This window comes from Kiloniella sp., from assembly GCF_965205715.1.
GTDB lineage: Bacteria > Pseudomonadota > Alphaproteobacteria > Kiloniellales > Kiloniellaceae > Kiloniella.
In genome coordinates this window covers 2250001-2268890 of record NZ_CBDBHW010000014.1, presented here as the reverse complement: position 1 = coordinate 2268890, position 18890 = coordinate 2250001, and the positions used below count along the sequence as shown (strand labels likewise).

Here is an 18890-nt window from a genome sequence, read left to right as displayed (position 1 = left end):
GTTCTCCTGTCGAAAATTTCTAATTTATTCGGCCTTTTCTGCGACCAGCATATAGTTCACATCGAGATCTTTTGCATCGTGGAACCATTTGTCTAAAACCGGGTTGTAGACAATTCCCATCAAATCCAGTGTCTCTAGTCCGTTTCGACTTAAGACATCAACGAACTCTGATGGCCTGAGAAATTTTTTCCACTCGTGCGTTCCTTTGGGGACCCAGCGCAATAGGTATTCAGCCCCGATGATCGCAAGAAGGTAGGATTTTTTGGTGCGGTTCAGGGTCGATCCGAACATGACGCCACCTGGTTTTACCAATGCAGCGCAAGAGGTTGTGTAGGCCTCTACATCCGCCACGTGTTCAATGACCTCCATATTGATAACCGCGTCATATGTGGCGCCGGTTTCAACAAGATCTTCGGCAGTCATGTGACGGTAGTCCATCTTCAAGTCACTGTCTTCTGCATGAAGTTGGGCAATTTCGATATTGCGGTGAGAAGCGTCAATACTAGTAACTTTGGCGCCAAGTCTTGTAAGTGGCTCAGAAAGGAGACCTCCACCACAGCCAATATCAAGAATAGTCAGTCCTTGAAGTGGATTGATTTGCTTAATGTCTCGGTTGTGCCGTTTGGCAAGATGATCGCGAATATAGCTAATGCGCACTGGATTGAGCTGATGTAGGGGTTTGAATTTACCGAGAGGATCCCACCATTCATCGGCCATAGCTGCGAATTTCGAAATTTCCTGCGGATCGACGGTGATACCTGCCGCATCATCTTTATCAGGAGTTTCATTGGGGGTAGTTTTGTTTTTAGCCATCATCATCCGGTACGCTTTGGTATTTTACGTTCTGAAGTCGTAATCAAGTGAATTCTACGTCTGTCATCTGTGAATTGAGTCGCTTTTTAGCACGCATTGCTTGATTCGCCGTGCCGTGCAGAGTATGGATATGTCCAGCCTCTAGAGCAACCGTTTGAAGGCGGTTTTTCGAGAGCTTTAGCTAATTTTAGAATTTCCTCACAGGATGAGTCCCGATGGCCCGAGTCGTAATGAAATTCGGTGGTACCTCGGTCGCGGATCTCGATCGAATCAGAAACGCAGCACAGCGCGTGAAGAAAGAAGTCGAGTCCGGTAACGAGGTTGCGGTTGTTGTTTCCGCAATGGCTGGTGTAACCAACCAACTTGTCGATTATGTTTCAAATGCTGGATCGCTCTATGATCTGCGCGAGTATGATACAGTGGTATCATCCGGCGAGCAGGTAACATCTGGTCTGCTTTCAATTGTGCTTCAGGACATGGGCATTAATGCCCGTTCTTGGCTTGGTTGGCAGGGGCCGATCGTTACCAATGGCGCCCATGGTAGCGCGCGTATCGAACGCATAGAAGTCGATGATATTGTTCGTCGTTTTGGCGAAGGGCAGGTTGCTGTTTTCGCCGGTTTCCAAGGTGTCGGTCCTGATGGACGGATATCGACTTTGGGACGCGGTGGATCAGATACATCGGCAGTAGCTATCGCCGCAGCGCTAAAAGCTGACCGGTGTGACATTTATACGGATGTGGATGGTATCTATACGACCGACCCCCGTATTGTCGCCAAAGCGCGTAAAATGGATAAGATCACCTATGAAGAGATGCTTGAACTTGCGTCTCAAGGTGCCAAAGTATTGCAGACCCGCTCGGTCGAAATGGCCATGAAGCACGGGGTGCGTGTACAGGTTCTCTCAAGCTTTGAAGAAAAGCCGGGAACACTAGTCGTAGACGAGGATGAAATCGTGGAACAGGCAATTGTTAGTGGTATCGCCTATAATCGTGACGAAGCAAAAGTTACTTTGCGTAGCGTTAGAGATACTCCTGGTGTAGCCGCCAGTATTTTTGGCCCGCTTATGGATGCGGCCATTAACGTTGATATGATTGTTCAAAATATTTCTGCGGACAAAAAGACCACAGATATGACTTTCACCGTTGCCAAGGCTGATCTAGATCGCGCCATCAGCGTGTTGGAAAACAAAGACAACGGACTTAAGTATGATAGTCTGGATTCAGATCCTGCCGTTGCCAAAATCTCTGTCATTGGTGTGGGAATGCGATCTCACGCTGGTGTGGCTCAGAAAATGTTTTCAGCATTAGCTGAAAAAGGCATCAATATCGAAGTCATTTCTACTTCCGAAATCAAGATCTCTGTTCTCGTTGCCGAAGAGTATACTGAACTTGCTTTACGGAGCCTTCATACTGCTTATGGTCTGGATTCAGAAGACTAATTCTGGGTTTCAGATTGCAAGCAAGAACAATAGGATGACTAAATATGATCAGGTGGTTGGCGGTGCCTTCTGCCTGATTTCCATATGGTACAGCGAGGAAGCGGTATCTCATGAGCGCTAAAGACAAAAAAACTTCTGCTTGGGGTGGATCTCGCCGCCTGTTGAAGCTTTTGCGCGACCAGATGAAGGGTAAGTCGACCAACCAGGAACGCCTGGCCCATACTGTTGATCTTATCGCGCGGGATATGACTGCCGAGGTCTGTTCCATCTATGTCATGCGCCGTGGGGACCACCTTGGCGGTGAATTCCTGGAACTTGCTGCTACTATGGGCTTGAAACCTGAAGCCGTTTACAAAACGAGACTTCATAAGGGGGAGGGTATTGTCGGGCAATGCGCTGCTCTTGCTTTACCCATGGCGGTATCAGACGCACCAAGACATCCAAATTTTGCCTACAGACCGGAAACTGGTGAAGAGCCTTACCAATCCATGTTGGGCGTTCCTATTCTTCGTAGCGGCCGGGTCCTGGGTGTTATCGCAGTGCAGAACGTTAATCAGCGCCACTATGACGAAGAAGAAGTCGAGGCGCTGGAAACCATCGCCATGGTTTTGGCGGAACTGATTGCAGGCGGAGCTCTTTCCGTGACGGCACTTGAAGCCGGCAGTTCACAAGAAGAGTTAGAAAAACCCGATAGAATTAAAGGCCTATGCCTGAATGAAGGTATAGGGATCGGTAAGGCGGTATTCCATAATCGTGGCATCGTTATTAACCGTATTATTGCTGACGATATTGAAGAAGAAGTCGAACGACTTGAGCTGACGGTCAAAGAGATGCGTTCGTCAATCGATGAAATGTTGACCAGAACGGACATTGCCGCCTTGGGTGAGCAACGTGAAGTTCTCGAAACGTATCGCATGTTTGCTGAAGATCGAGGATGGGTTGGTAAAATTACCGAAGCTATCCGGGTTGGGGGGATGACAGCGGAAGCTGCCGTTCAAAAAATCCAGAATGAAACCCGTTCTCGGATGAGCAAAATCAGTGATCCTTATCTCAGAGAACGCCTTGCAGATCTGGATGATCTCGCAAATCGCTTGTTACATCACCTGCTTGATTTGGGGGAGGATAAACCAGAATTACCGGATGCGTTTATTCTTTTGGCCAGAACCCTCGGTCCGGCAGAATTGCTTGATTATGACTGGGATCGACTAAAGGGAGTCGTTCTTGAAGAGGGGTCCCCAACAGCCCATGTCGCGCTGGTCGCCCAGGCATTGGAACTTCCCATTATCGGACGTTGTCGAGATGTGCTGACCCGTATTCGAGAAGGGGATACTGTCGTTCTCGACGCCTCGAATGATCAGGTATTTGCGCGTCCGAAAGATGATGTCCTGCGTACCCTGAGAACAAGCGTTAAAGATAAAAAACTTCGCTGGGCAGAAACCTCTGCTGTAAGGGATCTCGCTCCGGAGAGTCTTGATGGTCAGCGGATATCATTGAATGTCAATGTTGGCCTGCTGATGGATCTTCCTCATATGCATGCCTCGGGTGCTGACGGGGTCGGGTTATATCGGACCGAAGTTCCCTTCATGGTACGCAAATCTTTTCCTGGCGTGTCGGAGCAGGCTGAACTCTATCGTAAAGCGATGGATCGCGCCGAGGGTAAGCCTGTTGTGTTCCGAACTCTTGATGTCGGGGGGGATAAAGTTCTGCCCTATTGGTCAAGTGTAGCGGAAGAAAACCCTGCAATGGGGTGGCGAGCAATTAGAATTGGTTTGGACCGCCCCGCCCTCTTGAGGCAGCAGCTTCGCGCTTTGATAAGGGCCTGCGAAGGTCGACAACTCAACGTTATGTTCCCGATGATTTCAGAGACTGCTGAATTTAAGTCGGCAAAAGCCCTTCTGAATCGAGAATTGGAACGAGAGAAAACTATTGGCGGCGTACTTCCTGAAGAAATTCGGGTTGGGGCTATGTTGGAAGTCCCTGCTTTGATATGGCAATTGCCTGCTCTTTGTAACGAAGTTGATTTTCTCTCCGTCGGTAGTAATGATCTGTTGCAGTTTATATTTGCGACCGACCGTGGCAATACCCGGCTGGCCAGGCGATATGATGCGCTTAGTCCCGGCGTGCTCAGGCTGATGTGTAATATCGCTGAGAATACACATAGAGCTGGAGTGGACTTGTCTCTTTGCGGGGACATGGCGGGACAGCCATTGGAAGCCATGGCTTTGATAGGGTGCGGATTCAGATCCCTCTCTATGCCCGCACAACAGGTCGTCGCAACCAAGAAAATGGTCCGCTCTTTGGATGTCGATAGTATTACTGAGTTTGTAACAACCTTACTTGATCGGCCAGATCATAGCCTCCGCAGTGAATTGGAGAACTATGCAAAATCTTCAGGTGTTGTGATATAAAACAGAACTGTTTGTTGTTTGTTACTGAATTTGCTACAACTTTCCCCAACGCGCCACAGGTAGTTACGTCTTATAAGAGATCCGTGCTACGGCTTGCAGGGAGGGGATTGTGGAAGCGATGCAGGAAACACGGGATAAAGCGTCCGGAGATGATGCTCCAGAATTTGACCAATCAAGAATAACCGTTGCGGAAATTCTCCGTACTGGTCGGGAAAAACGTGGTCAGGATCTGCGTTCCGTCGCGAATGTTCTTCGGATCAGATATGTCTTTCTCGAAGCCATTGAGCGCGGGGATTTTGCCAGTTTACCCGGTGATACTTATGCCTATGGATTTGTCAGAACCTATGCAGGGTATCTGAGCCTGGACAAAGACGAGATCGTTCGTCAATTCAAAGAAGAAGTTGAAAGCTACGGGGCAAGGAAAACTCTGGTATTTCCGACACCTGTTCCCGAGAGTAAAACACCAGGTCTTGCAATCCTTTTAACTTCAATCTTGTTGCTTGCACTTGCCTACGGTGGTTGGACTGCGGTCTCACGCTTTGATATTGAGCTTCCTGATTGGGTGCCTTTTATATCTGATAGTAAGTCCGGTGATGCCGCCGAAACTTCTGATGCCACCCCGAGTGAGGTAAATGTTGTTGAAGAGACTTCATCTGGGGAAGTGTCTGAAATAACCAATCAGCAAAATAACAGCACTGAAATCACTGATATCACGGATGTTTTACCCCCCGCAGTTGAGCAGCCTGAAGAGGTTGTAACAGAAGTAGAGCAAGCTGCTGCGGTCATTTCAGAGAATGTGGACAACGTTACAAATGAAGTAAGTTCTGATACTGAAACTGCTTCGGTTGAAGTGCCAGCAGAGCCTGTATCCGAACCGGCAGAACCTGTAATGGCTGCAGATAGCTCTCTGAGCGGTAGTGGTGAAAGTAGTTCGGAAACAACGGTCGACGCCGCTGAAGTAAGTGAGGAAATTCCCTCAGATGCTGAAAATGAAGTTGCTGCCGTTATTACACCTCCACCACCTCCTGAACCCGAAGTGTTCGGAGATGAAGGCGTCGCTTCGGCAATTTCGATTTTAGCTGAACAGGATTCCTGGGTCCATATTGTTGACCCATCAGGGGAAGCTATTTTTAGCCGGGTATTGCGTGCAGGATCAGTTTACAATGTTCCTAAACGGGAAGGTTTGATTATGACGACTGGTAATGCTGGCGGCATAATTCTAAAGATTAATGGGCAGGATCTTCCCAAAATTGGGCCTATTGGAGATGTTAAACGAAATATCGTGCTTTCTGAGGATGGGTTATTGCCGTCAATTCAATCAGAATGATGTCTGGTATTATATAATTCTCTGAGAACTCTTTAGAAAAGGCGCGTAAGTTTATGCGCCTTTTCTTATTTCTGACACCTTCCTTATGTATGAAATTTGGGCTTCATGTTTCAGGTTGGTAACTGCAGTGAGTGTTCATTCGTCAGGACTGGAGCCTATAATCCATTGCCATGCAAATTGATTATGGCTGATCGTTAGGTGAATCTTGGCTTGTAGCTTGAATTTTGTTTCGGAAAAGCGCATGTTGCACCTGCTTCAGAAGGGCACAGAGAGAGTTATATGAGTATAAGGCCTTGGCGTGATGTGATCCGCCGGAAATCTAGACAGGTAATGGTTGGTAACGTTCCTGTTGGTGGCGACGCACCGATAACGGTTCAGTCCATGACCAATACGCTAACGACTGACGTAAAGGCGACGGTCGAACAGATCCTGGCTATGGAAGAGGCTGGGGCTGATATCGTACGTGTGTCCTGTCCTGATGAGGCATCATCTCGTGCTCTCAAAGACATCGTCCGTGAAGTGAACGTGCCTATCGTCGCCGATATTCATTTCCACTATAAACGCGCGATTGAAGCTGCGGAATCTGGCGCGGCCTGTCTACGAATTAATCCAGGTAATATTGGTAAGCGCGAAAAGGTCCTCGAAGTCGTTAACGCGGCAAAAGACCATGGTTGTTCTATGCGTATTGGCGTCAACGCCGGGTCGCTAGAAAAACATCTCTTGGACCGTTTTGGCGAACCTTGCCCCGAAGCCATGGTAGAATCGGCCCTCGGCCATATTCGAATTCTCGAAGACCTGGATTTCCGTGAATTTAAAATCTCCTGCAAGGCATCAGACGTCTTTATGGCTGTAGCTGCTTATATGCAACTTGGCGAAGTCTGTGATTATCCCCTGCACATTGGGATCACAGAAGCCGGCGGTTTGAGAACAGGGACAGTTAAATCTTCAATCGGTCTCGGGAACTTACTATGGTCCGGTATTGGGGATACTTTAAGAGTATCTCTATCGGCAGATCCGGTTGAAGAAATTAAGGTTGGTTTTGATATCCTTAAATCCATGGGGCTTCGTCACCGTGGTGTGAATGTTATTTCCTGCCCGTCTTGTGCGCGCCAACAGTTTGATGTGATCAACACTGTCGCCATTTTAGAAGAAAGATTAAGCCACATTACGACCCCCTTGACGGTTTCGGTTATTGGCTGTGTGGTTAATGGCCCGGGTGAGGCAACAATGACAGATATCGGACTAACGGGTGGTGGCAAAGATACTCATCAGGTTTACGTCGCGGGTATGCCTGATCACCGCCTCAAGGATAAAAGTATCGTTGATCATCTCGTTGGCATGATTGAGACCAAAGCCGAAGAGATAGAGGCGGCGATAGCTCGCGGTGAAGAACCTCAAGTGATGGGTCATTGATTTACGGGCTTAATATAAAAGACTTTTAAGTTTATCCATATCGATTACCTGCCATTACGGCTATATACTTTTACGGGACTAATCCCTATAACCATTCCGGTTATTTGTTCAAATAAATTCAGGCTATTTCAGGAGAACCCAAGCCATGTCTTCTCTGCAACCAGTACGCGGAACGCACGACCTTCTACCGGAAGACATGCGTCGACATCGTGAGGTTCTTGAAACCGGACGCGCTGTGGCCAACCGGTTTGGCTATGATGAAATTGCCACGCCTATATTCGAAAAGACCGAAGTCTTTAAGCGTACTCTTGGGGATACATCAGATGTTGTAACCAAGGAGATGTATACCTTCGCGACCAAGGGCGGCGAAGAGATTACCCTGCGTCCTGAAAACACAGCGGGCGTTGCGCGTGCCTTTATGTCGAACGGCTTGAGCCAGCAGCTTCCGGTTAAATACTTTTATGGCGGTCCAATGTTCCGTCACGAGCGTCCACAAAAGGGACGCCAACGTCAGTTCCATCAGGCGGGGGTCGAGCTGCTGGGGGTTGAGAAACCACAGGGTGATGTTGAAATTATTGCTTTGGGGGTTCACTTTTTAAAAGAGCTCGGTGTTTATAAAGACACGGTCTTGGAGTTGAATACTCTCGGGGATGTTGAGAGCCGTACGGCCTACCGGGATGCATTAGTCGAGTACTTCTCTAAATTTAAGGATGAACTGTCTGAGGATAGTTTAGATCGTCTTGAGAAAAATCCTCTTCGTATTCTTGATTCAAAGAATGAAGGAGATCGAAAGCTAGTCGCTGATGCCCCCGTTTTCTCTGATTACCTGAATGATTTCAGTAAGGACTTCTTTGCCCAGGTCAAAACTGGTCTTGATGATTTGGGTATAGCCTACGAAATCAACCCGCGTTTGGTCCGTGGCCTGGATTATTATTGCCATACCGCATTTGAGTTTACCACCACAGCGCTGGGAGCTCAGGGAACTGTATTGGCGGGCGGCCGTTACGATGGCTTGATTAAAATGATGGGTGGTCCAGCTACTCCTGGGGTCGGCTGGGCTTCTGGTATAGAGCGTCTTTCCATGTTGATGACCCGTGAAGTTAGTGCACCAAAACCAGTTGTTATTATTCCTATGGGAGAGGTTGCTGATAAACGAGCCCCCGTATTAGCTGATGAATTGCGCTACGCGGGATATCGTACTGAGCTTGGTTATAGTGGTAATTTGAAAAAACGTCTTAATCGGGCAAACAAGCAAAATGCCTGTGTTGCCATCATTATGGGCGACGATGAACTTACAGAGAATTCAGCCACCGTCAGGGATCTCGTAAGTGGAGATCAAAGCCTGGTTAAGCTAGATGAATTAGTGGCGAAGTTGTCAATTTATCGCTGAACTGTACAGTTGGGGTGAAAGGGGCCTAAAATGGCCCCTGTTACCTTTATAAGTGATATCGCATGATCTCAGTTCCACCCTTTGTCCCCGAGCACGCCTTTATCGAACGATCCGAACAGTTTGATAAGTTGGCGGTCATTGGTGTGAGCGCCCGAACCGTAGGGAGACGACTGCGTGACAGTCTCTTTGTTGAAGAGGCTGATTATGAGAAAGTACTCTCAGCCTTAAAAGTTCAAGAAAAACGAAGTGTTGTCCTTATTGCCACATGTGAACGATTTGAATTTGTTCTCGGGGATGTGCAGCCGGGCGACACAGAGTATTACCTCTCGATTATTGCTTCAGAGGCGAAGATAGACATCGAAAATGTTCGTACGCAAAGCTATGTGCACGAAAGTTTTAACGCTCTCCGACATCTGTTTGCCGTAGCCTCTTCTCTAGATAGTATTGTCGTTGGTGAGCCTCAAATTCTGGGGCAGGTAAAAGATTGCCATCGTCAATCACGATCCCTGGGATTAACGGATAATTTTCTTGATGATGTTCTTAACGCAAGCCTTATTGCTGCCAAGCGTGTTCGAACTGAAACCACTATTGCGCAACAGCCTGTAACGCTTACCTCATCTGCGCTTCAGGTCGCGAGAGGTGTTCATGGAGATCTCTCGCGCTGTAATGTTTTACTCGTGGGGAGTGGCGAGGTTGGCGAGCTCCTTTGTTCAGAGTTTAAAAGTGTTGGTATTTCAGCTTTAAAAATTACACACCCCAGGACGGGACGAAGTGAAACCGCTGCTTTTCGACTTGGGGGCGAAGCGGGTGCTTGGTCTGAGTTGGAAGCTTTGTCTGTAAGTAGTGATATCATAATCTCTTCTTTAGGGGGAGGCGAGATGCTCTTTACCAAGGAATTGATTGGCACCTGTTTGAAGCAAAGGAAGCGTAAACCTATCTTTATAATTGATACCACGCCCTCGAGAGATGTTGGGGAAGATATCAATGAACTAGATGGCGCTTTTTCCTATAATTTGGAAGATCTTGAGAACGTGGCGAAGCAGGGGAAAGTGCTTCGTGAAACTGCGACTATGGCTGCCTGGAAAGTCCTTGGGCAGGAAATGCAGTCATTTATTCGAAATAAGGTTGAGCGACAGGCCGCCCCAACGATATCAATGATCCGCAAGCATTTTGACACACTTCGCCAGCAAGTTGTCTCTGAATGTGGGGGGGATGTTGACGCTGCGACGAGATTATTGGTTAATCGACTATTGCATAATCCTCAGGTCGTTTTAAAAGAGACGGCAAGAGAAGACCCAAAAGCTCATTTGGTATTGGAAGAAACGCTATGTCGTTTATTTCGTATCGAAAATGCAGAGGTGAATTCCGAGACAAATCTTGGAATTAATACTGTGAGCAGTGATGAAGTGAAAGAGGACTGAACGTGAAGTTCGATGATAAACTAGATGCTGTTGTGGCCCGTTACGACGAATTAACGGCAGTCATTTCTACTCATCCAGACCCAGGATCTGATGAATATACTAAATTGCTTCGGGAACTCTCAGAGTTAACCTCCGTCGTGGAAACAGTTCAAGAACTTCGGTCTTTGCAGTCTGAGATGTTTGACCTTGCAGAAATGTTAAACGATCCCGATGCCGATCCTGAAATGAAGGACCTGGTTCAAGAGGAGTTTTTAGAACTTAAGCAAAAGCTTCCAGAAATGGAGCAACAGGTACAGATCATGTTGCTGCCAAAGGACGTCGATGGAGAGCGTAATGCGATCCTCGAAGTTCGCGCGGGAACGGGCGGGGATGAAGCTGGGCTCTTCGCAGCTGAACTCTTTCGTATGTATCAACGCTATGCGGAATCTACCGGGTGGCGCTTTGAGGCCCTGGATTATTCTGAAAATGGTATTGGCGGTGTAAAAGAAGCAACCGCCCTGATTACCGGAAGCGGAGTGTTTTCTAATCTTAAGTTTGAATCTGGCGTACACAGAGTTCAAAGGGTGCCCGTGACTGAATCTGGAGGACGGATACACACCTCTGCAGCGACTGTCGCGGTAATGCCGGAAGCTTTGGCTGTCGATGTTGCAATCAACCCGAGTGACTTGCGTATCGATACATATCGTGCTCAAGGTGCTGGTGGTCAGCATGTTAATACGACCGATTCAGCTGTTCGTATTACCCACGTTCCAACAGGTGTCGTTGTTCAGTGTCAGGATGGGCGTTCTCAGCATAAGAATAAAGAACAAGCGATGAAGATGCTGCTCACACAGATTTACGATAATCAGCGCAGAGACCAAGAAGAAGAGCAGGCCGCCAACCGTAAATCACAGGTTGGGAGTGGTGATCGGTCCGAGCGAATTAGAACTTATAACTTCCCCCAGGGACGAGTTACAGATCACCGAATTAATCTCACCCTTTATAAGCTGGATAAGGTTATCGCAGGTGAAGCTCTGGATGAAGTTATCAATTCGCTGATCGCTGAAGATCAAGCCGCGCGTCTCTCTGAAATCCAATAGGCTAATGGTGTCAGGCAAAGACATATCCAGCCAAGTTGGGAGTGTTAATACAGACTCCTTAACAATAGGCGGTTGTTTGCGTGAAGGAGCTGAGCGTTTAAGCGCTGCTGATATAGATGGTGCACGTATAGATGCGCGGCTTCTTTTGGCCGAAGCGATAAATAAGGATACCTCATATCTTTTCGGCTATCCTGAGAAAGAGGTTTCTTCTGAAAATTGGGTTTCATTTCAGGAGATGATTTCGCGCAGAATTGCCCGGGAACCCGTTTCACGAATTGTTGGATGTCGAGAATTTTGGAGCCTCAACTTTAATATTTCTCCTGAAACGCTAGATCCCAGGCCAGATAGTGAAACACTTATTTCTGCTACACTTGAATTACTTGAAGACAAAACTCAACCACTCAAAATATTGGACCTCGGAACGGGGTCGGGGTGTTTGCTCCTTGCCTTGTTAAGCGAGCTTCCCAATGCGACAGGTCTGGGTGTTGATATAAACCAGGCCGCTACTGAAGTTGCGGCCCTTAATGCTGATAACCTGAGCCTTGGTCACAGGGCACAATTCCAAATAGGAAATTGGTGTGAAGGTCTATCGAACGAATGGGATATCATTATTTCAAACCCACCTTATATCGGGCAACACGAAAAATCAGAGCTGGAGCCTGAGGTTCTCGATTATGATCCTCCTTCTGCCCTTTTTGCCGATGATAAAGGGATGAAGGACTATCGTACGCTTATTCCTCAAGCCGCAATGATCCTAAGGGTTGGTGGGCTTTTGGTCGTAGAGGCGGGTAAAGGCCAGTCTGATGAAATAAACAGTGTCATGACCGACGCCAAATTGGTTTGTAAAGCCGCGATTAAAGACCTTGGAGGGGTGAAAAGGGCCTGTGTTGCCAGTAAAGTCTCAGAACAAATCGTATAAAATTAACATTTAGGGGTTGGAAACCTCGAGATATAGCTTTACGGTGTATCTATAGCAGGGGCTTAGGGGTGCCCCGGGGGTATTCGCCGACAATTTAAAAATTATATCGTCAGGGTTTTATACCTTTGACGATTGTCGATACCCGATATTTAGCACTTAATTTAGCTTGCGAATGATGAGACAGCAAAACACAAACAATTCAAATAATTCAAATCGTCGCCCACGTGGTCGGTCAAACAACAACAGCAGTAACCGCAAGCCGCAGCAGTCGCGGAACGGTGTGTTTGATAGTAATGGCCCGGGTGGACGAATTCGTGGTAACGCGTCACAGTTAAAAGAAAAATATCTCCAGATGGCGCGGGATGCGACTGTGAGTGGTGATAGGGTTCTGGCTGAATCTTTACATCAGTTTGCCGAGCATTATTTTCGTGTTGTGAATGATTCGACTGATCCTCAGTCTCAATCACAAGCTCAGCCCCAGTCTCACTCGAGATCTTCTTCTGATCAGCGTAATAATCAGTCTGATAATCACCGTCACAGAAACTCTCGTTCTAATGCAGATCAAGAGAACAGAGCGCCCGAAAATTCCAGAGAGAATGTTCGTGGGGATCGAGCGGGTGAAGCGCCTGCTTCGATTTCTCCCCAGCTTGATAGTGTGGCTGAGGGCGGCAATGTGGATACTGAAACACGAAAACCTGCCCCGCGAAGTAGAGTTCGTTCCCGTCGTCCACGGTATGAAGAATCTGACGTAAAAACTGAGAGCTCTGTGAATAATGAGCCTGCTGCAGAAATAAAGCCTGTGGCAGATGTTCCGGCAGCTCCAGTGACGACAGACGTTGAGTCAAAGCCCGTCGTAGCTGAATTGCCGCTAAGCATTGATGATACGCCGGTAGCCGAAAAGCCAAAGCGGAAACCTCGGACACCTAAAGCGGCACCAAAGGCCGCAACTAAGGAAGTTAAAACACCTCGACCTCGTGGACGGCCAAGAAAGGTTGTTGCTAAAGTTGAAGATGGTAGCTCTACCGAAACGGCTTAAGTCTTAATTGCTCATCTATTCGTTCTTTAAAAGCGCTCTTGGCTAGATAATAGTCAGGGGCGTTTTTGGTTTTACTTCTCCGGTATTTTTAACGGTGGCATAGACACCCATGTTGCGGTGCTCAAATCCTGATTGCAGACTTTTGGGAATGTTCATATCTACCTCGGCACTATCAAGATTAACATTTGTCGCAGAGCACCGACCAATGGGGGAGACTACTTCCAGGCTGACGTCACCAATTTTGATTTCTTTGCCAATCCAATTGTTTTCTTCCCATGCCGCGAGCCCTTCAATATAAAGATTCCCTCTGAACCGCATCGGGTCAACTGGCTTGCGTACAACACGTTCTAGATCTTTCACACTGGCGAGATTAATTAGAGAGATTTGTTGATCCGGTATATCGGTAAAAGCTGTTGTTCTATTTTCGACAATTTTGGGTAAGCCCCGGGATTCGCTTCCCAAAAACCCTACCAAGAATTGCTCTAACAGCATGCGTCCGGTTAAATCTGTAAGTTTGCCTCGGGATACTCTTTTTCCTTTTCGTTCTAAAGTTAGGATTTCGGTGTCGTTGTCAAAGTGAGATACAAGCTGTGCCAGTTTCGGATTTTTGGCCAGCATCAGAAAATGCATCTTGGACACCCAAGTGGGACCATCAGGGAAATCTGTTGAGCCATGCGCAATTGCGAATCGTCTGTCATTTGGGATTATTTTGTTGGCGACAAGAGTTACTTTGTCCATGGACTCGGGGCTAAGGCCCTTCACAGGATAACGGTAAATCGCATTTATTTGAGCAGACATAGATCTTACCTCTTCTTTTTTTACCATTCTCGTGCTTCATTATTATTTTTCAAGGCCTTAATAATATATGACTGGCAGACCGCATTTTTACCTAGGTTTGCTTAGCTTTCTACTGTAAGGCGAAAGGGGTTATTTTTAATTTATAAAAATTATTTTCAAATAAGAATGATTATCAGTTGCATGGTGATATTTTCTCGGCTAAGTTCCTTCTCGTAGTTCCTACCGAGGAAGACAACGCAGACATCCAGGCGTTATGCCTTTTAGATCGTTTGTATTTTTTCTGGGTATGTACTCATCTCTCCTGACGTAACTATGGGATTTCCCAACCCTGCCTTCGGGCAGGGTTTTTTTTATCTCGTAAAGTAGTCATTGAGATTTTACCTTTGAATCTACTGCTTCTTTTAGTGGAAAATGCAGCGGCTTTGCCTTGCATTACTCTTCTTGTTTTCCCATATATTTTAATGACGGGTGATTAATATCAACGTCAGAGTGCCATCATGCTGCTAATGTGGGTGATGGGTGGTTTTGTCATCAACGGTTATGTGCTGCCCAGCAGGCATAGCGGAGAAGGCTGAAGAAATGAACGTAAATAATTACACAGAACGTACGCAGGGATTTATTCAAACAGCGCAAAGCCTTGCGCATCGTAGCGATCACCAAAGATTGACTCCTGAGCATATGCTTAAAGTGATGCTCGATGATAGTGAAGGGTTAGCTGCAAACCTTATATCAGCTGCAGGCGGTAACCCTGGTAAAGCTTTGGAGGGAGTTGAGCGAGAACTTGCAAAACTTCCAAAGATAAGTGGGCAGGATGTCGGACAGGTGTTCCTTGCCCCTGAAACGGCAAGGGTATTTGAACAGGCTGAGCAGATTGCCAAAAAAGCTGGTGATAATTACGTCACGGTAGAGCGCCTTCTTATCGCACTCGCCCTTTCCAGCGAAGCGGCTTCGGGCAAAATACTAAAAGACGCTGGTTTAACTGCGCAATCTCTTAACGCAGCAGTTAATGATTTACGCAAAGGACGCACTGCGCAATCGGCTTCTGCCGAAGACAGTTATGAAGCGTTGAAAAAGTATGCGACCGACTTAACCGAACTCGCGCAAGAAGGAAAGTTGGATCCGGTTATTGGTCGGGATGAAGAAATAAGGCGGACGATACAGGTCCTTTCCCGGCGTACAAAGAATAATCCTGTCCTCATTGGTGAGCCTGGCGTTGGTAAGACTGCTATCATCGAGGGTCTTGCGCTTCGAATCATCAATGGGGATGTTCCTGAGAGCCTGCGAAATAAGAAGTTAATGTCTCTCGATCTCGGGAGTATGGTTGCGGGGGCAAAATATCGGGGTGAGTTTGAAGAGCGGCTCAAAGCTGTGTTGCAGGAAGTCACAGAAGCCAGTGGGGAGATCATCGTCTTTATTGATGAACTGCACACATTGGTGGGGGCGGGGAAAACTGACGGCGCAATGGATGCGTCAAATATGCTTAAGCCTGCCTTGGCGCGGGGCGATCTGCATTGTGTTGGTGCAACCACTCTGGATGAATATCGCAAGTACATTGAAAAAGATGCAGCACTGGCGCGCCGTTTTCAGTCAGTTGTGATTGCAGAGCCAAACGTTGAGGATACGGTATCTATACTCAGAGGGTTGAAAGAGAAATATGAGCTGCATCACGGTGTGCGAATTACGGATTCAGCCCTTGTTTCCGCAGCTTCGTTATCCAATCGCTATATTACCGATCGTTTCTTGCCTGATAAGGCTATCGATCTTGTCGATGAGGCTGCCAGTCGTTTGCGTATGGAAGTCGATTCCAAACCGGAAGAAATTGACGAGATGGATCGTAAACTGATCCAGCTAAAAATAGAACAATCTGCCCTACAGAAAGAAAGTGATAAGGGCGCAAAGGATCGATTGGAAAAACTAAAGTCTGAAATTGCCGAGCAGGAAGAAAAAAGTAACGTTCTTACAAGTCAGTGGAAGTCTGAGAAAGATAAGCTAGCTGGCGCCCAGAAGATCAAGGAAGAGTTGGAACATGCCCGTTCTGAGCTTGATCGTGCGGAACGCGATGGGCACTTGGAAAAGGCGGGTGAGCTTAAATACGGTCGATTGCCAACTCTCGAACGCGCTCTGGTCGAAGCAGAAGAGGCTGGCGAAAATCATATGCTTAACGAAGAAGTTCGCGAAGATGCCATTGCGGCAGTAGTTTCGCGTTGGACAGGAATACCCGTCGATAAGATGTTGGAGGGCGAGCGCGATAAGCTCTTGAAAATGGAAACCCTCCTCGGGGATCGGGTCATCGGGCAAAGCGAAGCAATCGTCGCCATTTCAAATGCCGTACGTCGTTCACGTGCTGGATTGCAAGATCCCAATCGTCCCATGGGGTCTTTCCTCTTCCTGGGACCTACCGGTGTAGGGAAGACGGAACTAACCAAAGCTTTGGCTTCGTTTTTATTCGATGATGATACAGCCATGGTTCGTCTTGATATGTCTGAGTATATGGAGAAACATGCGGTTTCCCGTATGATTGGCGCCCCCCCAGGTTATGTCGGCTATGAAGAAGGCGGGGCCTTAACCGAAGCTGTGCGCCGACGTCCCTATCAAGTCGTGTTATTTGATGAAGTCGAGAAAGCACATCCAGATGTTTTCAACGTACTGCTTCAGGTCCTGGATGATGGCCGGCTGACAGATGGTCAGGGGCGTACGATAGATTTCAGCAATACCCTGATAATCATGACGTCTAACTTAGGATCTGAGGTTCTGGCTAACCAGCCAGAGGGTGAGGACAGTACAGCTGTTCGCGAACAGGTTATGGAAGTGGTACGTGCTTCCTTCCGGCCTGAGTTTCTAAACAGGTTGGATGAAGTGCTCCTGTTCCATCGTTTGGAACGAAGCCACATGAACGCAATCGTAGGTATTCAGTTCGTGCGATTGCAGAGCCTTCTTCGGGATAGAGAGATCAAGGCTGAGCTGGATAATGCTGCAATCGAATGGCTGGCAGATAAAGGCTATGATCCGGTTTATGGTGCACGCCCTCTTAAACGCGTTATCCAGCGAGAGCTTCAGAATCCACTTGCTTCATTAATTCTGGATGGGTCCGTGCGCGATGGTGACAGCCTGAGGATATCTGCTGATGACGCGGGATTAAGTATCAATGGAAAGAATGTCTCTTCATCATAACTCGGGCGTCATAACTCCGGCTTCCATAACTCCGGCGGTTGTAGGCAATAAAAAAGGACCGCGGTTTTGGCGGTCCTTTTTTCATTGAAGAGATAAGATCCTCTGTTTGAGGATTGTTACCCAGGTTTTAGTTGGTTTGTAATCCTGCGATAGCAGCAGGCTTTTTCAACTCATTCATCATGCTGTCGATTTTCTGTTTTTCGACTTTGAATTTTTTAAGATCAGCACTTTTGAGTTTTTCGCCAGCGGGAAGTTTTACGCCCAGGGGATTAACCTGACGACCGTTGAACAGGACTTCATAGTGAAGATGAGGCCCTGTTGAGCGCCCGGTGGTTCCAATGTAGCCAATAACCTGGCCCTGGCGAACGCGTTTGGACTTTTTCATCCCTTTGGCAAAGCCTTTTAGATGAGCATAGGCGGTTTCATATCCACTGTGGTGCCTGATTTTTACATAATTGCCGAAACTACTAAAGCGGTTGGCACGAACAATGACCCCATCGCCCGCAGCGTAAATTGGTGTGCCACGCGGTGCGGCAAAATCAACGCCCTTATGGACCTTGTTGTAGCCCAGAACGGGATGTTTTCTTTTGCCAAAGCGGCTGGAGAGGCGGGCACCGTCAACGGGTGTACGCATCAGTGCTTTTTTCGCGGACTGTCCCTTTTCATTGAAGTAATCGGTAAAGCCACTGGACGGGGTGTAGCGATATAACTGTAAGTCATCTCCTGACAGTGTCAGGTTGCCATAAATCATTTCCCCGGTTCGGGCGAGATTATTATCTTCGTCGTAATAGGCCTCATAGACCACTTCAAAGCTATCGCCCTTTTGAATCTCGCGTTGGAAATCGACGTCAAAGCTATAGGCGCGAATAAGCTTGATCATGATGTCGTTGGGGACACCGACATTTGTCGCCGCCAGATAGAGGCTGCTGGTGATTTCATTTGTACTGCGTCCCACTCGCATGGTCAGAGGACGTTGGATTTCTTCTGCAATGTATTTGCTTGTTTCCCCCTCCGTCGTGCTGACTTTTACGATCCGCTCAACACTTGGTTGGAACTGCATGGCTCTTAAAGGGCCTACATCACGCGCGGTTTCAATTTCTTCCGCGGCGATGGGGGGGGCAAATGTGAGAGCAATATCCAGACCCGGGCGAATTTTCCGAGGAGAATAGACATCACTCAGCGCTGTAATCGCCCCGTGAGCTTCAGATCTTGTCGCGCCAGCTGTTACCAGAAGGCTCATTAGTGTATCGCCAGAAGAGACGGTAACAAGCTTCTCTATATCACTTGGGATAAGAAGTTCTGGAGCGATCTCTGTAGGGACGGCACCAACGGCAACATATTCACTGGTCATGTGATCAGTTTTAAGTGTTGCGATGATTTCAGGTGATGCTTCCGCATTCTCTGTTGTTGGGGCTGAAGTGTTTGTTGCGACTTCAGCTTCCCCTTCTATAGGTGTGCTACCCGATAACCATATATAGATTCCCCCAAGGGTGAGAATCGATAGGCTAGCACCGAGTGCTGCTTTAACCATAAAAGTAGGTGTGTGGAATCTATTGTTCACACATAGTGCTCCGGAATCCGAGACGACATACGGCCGTGTTCATTGTTGAAATTAAGGGAACCTCAATAACTCTGCATCGCCAAAATGATGTATTTCTCGATTCCTGTCAATATTT

Annotated in this window: 13 protein-coding genes; 10 read left to right on the top strand and 3 right to left on the bottom strand. The window is 47.5% G+C overall.

Going from position 1 to position 18890, the window contains the following annotated elements; genetic code table 11:
- Window positions 1-24 precede the first annotated feature (24 nt).
- Window positions 25-819 (bottom strand): bifunctional 2-polyprenyl-6-hydroxyphenol methylase/3-demethylubiquinol 3-O-methyltransferase UbiG, encoded by a 795-nt coding sequence (ubiG, locus tag ACOGW3_RS27980; RefSeq protein WP_419905913.1) that lies wholly within the window; start codon window positions 817-819, stop codon window positions 25-27.
- A 209-nt stretch (window positions 820-1028) separates the two neighbouring features.
- Here ubiG and ACOGW3_RS27975 point away from each other — a divergent pair, with 209 nt between their 5' ends.
- The 9 genes from ACOGW3_RS27975 (at window position 1029) to ACOGW3_RS27935 (ending at window position 13245) form a co-directional block, all read left to right on the top strand.
- A complete protein-coding gene (locus ACOGW3_RS27975; RefSeq protein WP_419905912.1) occupies window positions 1029-2252 on the top strand; it encodes an aspartate kinase in 1224 nt (407 codons plus the stop codon).
- Window positions 2253-2362: 110 nt separating this feature from the next.
- Window positions 2363-4660 carry a phosphoenolpyruvate--protein phosphotransferase gene (gene ptsP / locus ACOGW3_RS27970; protein WP_419905911.1) on the top strand — a complete coding sequence of 766 codons (2298 nt, stop codon included), beginning with the start codon at window positions 2363-2365 and terminating at the stop codon, window positions 4658-4660.
- Window positions 4661-4778: 118 nt separating this feature from the next.
- Window positions 4779-5987 carry a RodZ domain-containing protein gene (locus ACOGW3_RS27965; protein WP_419906012.1) on the top strand — a complete coding sequence of 403 codons (1209 nt, stop codon included), beginning with the start codon at window positions 4779-4781 and terminating at the stop codon, window positions 5985-5987.
- Between the two features lie 279 nt (window positions 5988-6266).
- Window positions 6267-7400: a flavodoxin-dependent (E)-4-hydroxy-3-methylbut-2-enyl-diphosphate synthase gene (gene ispG / locus ACOGW3_RS27960; RefSeq protein WP_419905910.1), complete on the top strand. Its 1134-nt coding sequence runs from the start codon at window positions 6267-6269 to the stop codon at window positions 7398-7400.
- A gap of 145 nt (window positions 7401-7545) precedes the next feature.
- Window positions 7546-8790 (top strand): histidine--tRNA ligase, encoded by a 1245-nt coding sequence (hisS, locus tag ACOGW3_RS27955; RefSeq protein WP_419905909.1) that lies wholly within the window; start codon window positions 7546-7548, stop codon window positions 8788-8790.
- A 62-nt stretch (window positions 8791-8852) separates the two neighbouring features.
- A complete protein-coding gene (gene hemA / locus ACOGW3_RS27950) occupies window positions 8853-10211 on the top strand; it encodes a glutamyl-tRNA reductase (RefSeq protein ID WP_419905908.1) in 1359 nt (452 codons plus the stop codon).
- Window positions 10212-10213: 2 nt separating this feature from the next.
- Window positions 10214-11290, top strand: coding sequence for a peptide chain release factor 1 (gene prfA, locus ACOGW3_RS27945; protein ID WP_419905907.1), 1077 nt, complete (start codon window positions 10214-10216; stop codon window positions 11288-11290).
- A 76-nt stretch (window positions 11291-11366) separates the two neighbouring features.
- On the top strand, window positions 11367-12209 hold the full coding sequence (prmC, locus tag ACOGW3_RS27940) for a peptide chain release factor N(5)-glutamine methyltransferase (protein ID WP_419905906.1): 843 nt from the start codon (window positions 11367-11369) through the stop codon (window positions 12207-12209).
- A 280-nt stretch (window positions 12210-12489) separates the two neighbouring features.
- Window positions 12490-13245 (top strand): DUF4167 domain-containing protein, encoded by a 756-nt coding sequence (locus ACOGW3_RS27935; protein WP_419905905.1) that lies wholly within the window; start codon window positions 12490-12492, stop codon window positions 13243-13245.
- Window positions 13246-13287: 42 nt separating this feature from the next.
- Here ACOGW3_RS27935 and ACOGW3_RS27930 read toward each other — a convergent pair whose 3' ends face one another.
- Window positions 13288-14043, bottom strand: coding sequence for an MOSC domain-containing protein (locus ACOGW3_RS27930; protein WP_419905904.1), 756 nt, complete (start codon window positions 14041-14043; stop codon window positions 13288-13290).
- A 579-nt stretch (window positions 14044-14622) separates the two neighbouring features.
- Here ACOGW3_RS27930 and clpB point away from each other — a divergent pair.
- Window positions 14623-17214, top strand: a complete 2592-nt coding sequence (gene clpB / locus ACOGW3_RS27925) for an ATP-dependent chaperone ClpB (RefSeq protein WP_419906011.1) — start codon at window positions 14623-14625, stop codon at window positions 17212-17214.
- 127 nt (window positions 17215-17341) lie between these two features.
- On the opposite strand, the gene ACOGW3_RS27920 is transcribed toward clpB, so the two are convergent.
- Complete coding sequence (locus ACOGW3_RS27920; protein WP_419905903.1) at window positions 17342-18775, bottom strand: M23 family metallopeptidase; 1434 nt, start codon at window positions 18773-18775, stop codon at window positions 17342-17344.
- Between the last annotated feature and the right edge of the window lie 115 nt (window positions 18776-18890).

Bases quoted from the DNA above. Each gene is read 5' to 3' on its own strand.
- ACOGW3_RS27965 (WP_419906012.1), top strand. From the start codon at position 4,779: ATGCAGGAAACACGGGATAAAGCGTCCGGAGATGATGCTCCAGAATTT.
- ubiG (WP_419905913.1), bottom strand. From the start codon at position 819: ATGATGATGGCTAAAAACAAAACTACCCCCAATGAAACTCCTGATAAA.
- ispG (WP_419905910.1), top strand. From the start codon at position 6,267: ATGAGTATAAGGCCTTGGCGTGATGTGATCCGCCGGAAATCTAGACAG.
- ACOGW3_RS27975 (WP_419905912.1), top strand. From the start codon at position 1,029: ATGGCCCGAGTCGTAATGAAATTCGGTGGTACCTCGGTCGCGGATCTC.
- ACOGW3_RS27930 (WP_419905904.1), bottom strand. From the start codon at position 14,043: ATGTCTGCTCAAATAAATGCGATTTACCGTTATCCTGTGAAGGGCCTT.
- clpB (WP_419906011.1), top strand. From the start codon at position 14,623: ATGAACGTAAATAATTACACAGAACGTACGCAGGGATTTATTCAAACA.
- hisS (WP_419905909.1), top strand. From the start codon at position 7,546: ATGTCTTCTCTGCAACCAGTACGCGGAACGCACGACCTTCTACCGGAA.
- ptsP (WP_419905911.1), top strand. From the start codon at position 2,363: ATGAGCGCTAAAGACAAAAAAACTTCTGCTTGGGGTGGATCTCGCCGC.
- hemA (WP_419905908.1), top strand. From the start codon at position 8,853: ATGATCTCAGTTCCACCCTTTGTCCCCGAGCACGCCTTTATCGAACGA.